Source organism: Photobacterium lipolyticum (genome assembly GCF_003026475.1).
In the GTDB taxonomy this organism is placed as follows: domain Bacteria; phylum Pseudomonadota; class Gammaproteobacteria; order Enterobacterales; family Vibrionaceae; genus Photobacterium; species Photobacterium lipolyticum.
Genome location: NZ_PYMC01000041.1, coordinates 1 through 1,652, shown reverse-complemented (window position 1 = coordinate 1,652; position 1,652 = coordinate 1). Strand labels below are relative to the sequence as shown.

General features: G+C 53.0%; 1 rRNA gene. It reads right to left on the bottom strand.

Features of this window, described 5'->3' with window-relative positions:
* Positions 1-46: 46 nt before the first annotated feature.
* Positions 47-1,589: ribosomal RNA gene (locus tag C9I89_RS22185) — 16S ribosomal RNA — on the bottom strand.
* Positions 1,590-1,652: the final 63 nt, after the last annotated feature.

Here is a 1,652-nt window from a genome sequence, read left to right as displayed (position 1 = left end):
ACCAGGCAATCTGTGTGGACACTGCATAAAACAAACAGTCTTTAGGTAAGGAGGTGATCCAGCCCCAGGTTCCCCTAGGGCTACCTTGTTACGACTTCACCCCAGTCATGAACCACACCGTGGTAAACGCCCTCCCGAAGGTTAAGCTATCTACTTCTGGTGCAGCCCACTCCCATGGTGTGACGGGCGGTGTGTACAAGGCCCGGGAACGTATTCACCGTGACATTCTGATTCACGATTACTAGCGATTCCGACTTCACGGAGTCGAGTTGCAGACTCCGATCCGGACTACGACGTACTTTGTGGGATTCGCTCACCATCGCTGGTTGGCAGCCCTCTGTATACGCCATTGTAGCACGTGTGTAGCCCTACTCGTAAGGGCCATGATGACTTGACGTCGTCCCCACCTTCCTCCGGTTTATCACCGGCAGTCTCCCTGGAGTTCCCACCATTACGTGCTGGCAAACAAGGATAAGGGTTGCGCTCGTTGCGGGACTTAACCCAACATTTCACAACACGAGCTGACGACAGCCATGCAGCACCTGTCTCAGAGCTCCCGAAGGCACACCTGCGTCTCCGCTGGCTTCTCTGGATGTCAAGAGTAGGTAAGGTTCTTCGCGTTGCATCGAATTAAACCACATGCTCCACCGCTTGTGCGGGCCCCCGTCAATTCATTTGAGTTTTAATCTTGCGACCGTACTCCCCAGGCGGTCTACTTAACGCGTTAGCTCCGAAAGCCACGGCTCAAGGCCACAACCTCCAAGTAGACATCGTTTACGGCGTGGACTACCAGGGTATCTAATCCTGTTTGCTCCCCACGCTTTCGCATCTGAGCGTCAGTCTTTGTCCAGGGGGCCGCCTTCGCCACCGGTATTCCTTCAGATCTCTACGCATTTCACCGCTACACCTGAAATTCTACCCCCCTCTACAAGACTCTAGTTAGCCAGTTCGAAATGCTGTTCCGAGGTTGAGCCCCGGGCTTTCACATCTCGCTTAACTAACCGCCTGCATGCGCTTTACGCCCAGTAATTCCGATTAACGCTCGCACCCTCCGTATTACCGCGGCTGCTGGCACGGAGTTAGCCGGTGCTTCTTCTGTCGCTAACGTCAAGATGTACAGCTATTAACTACACACCCTTCCTCACGACTGAAAGTACTTTACAACCCGAAGGCCTTCTTCATACACGCGGCATGGCTGCATCAGGGTTTCCCCCATTGTGCAATATTCCCCACTGCTGCCTCCCGTAGGAGTCTGGACCGTGTCTCAGTTCCAGTGTGGCTGATCATCCTCTCAGACCAGCTAGGGATCGTTGCCTTGGTGAGCCTTTACCCCACCAACTAGCTAATCCCACCTGGGCTAATCTTAGCGCGAGAGGCCCGAAGGTCCCCCTCTTTGGTCCGTAGACGTTATGCGGTATTAGCTATCGTTTCCAATAGTTATCCCCCACACTAAGGCATATTCCCAGGCATTACTCACCCGTCCGCCGCTCGTCAGCAAAGAAGCAAGCTTCTTCCTGTTACCGCTCGACTTGCATGTGTTAGGCCTGCCGCCAGCGTTCAATCTGAGCCATGATCAAACTCTTCAATTAAAGTTTTGTTGTATCTTTCGATACGGCTCAATGATTTTTACTGATTTTCTGTTTCAACCGAAG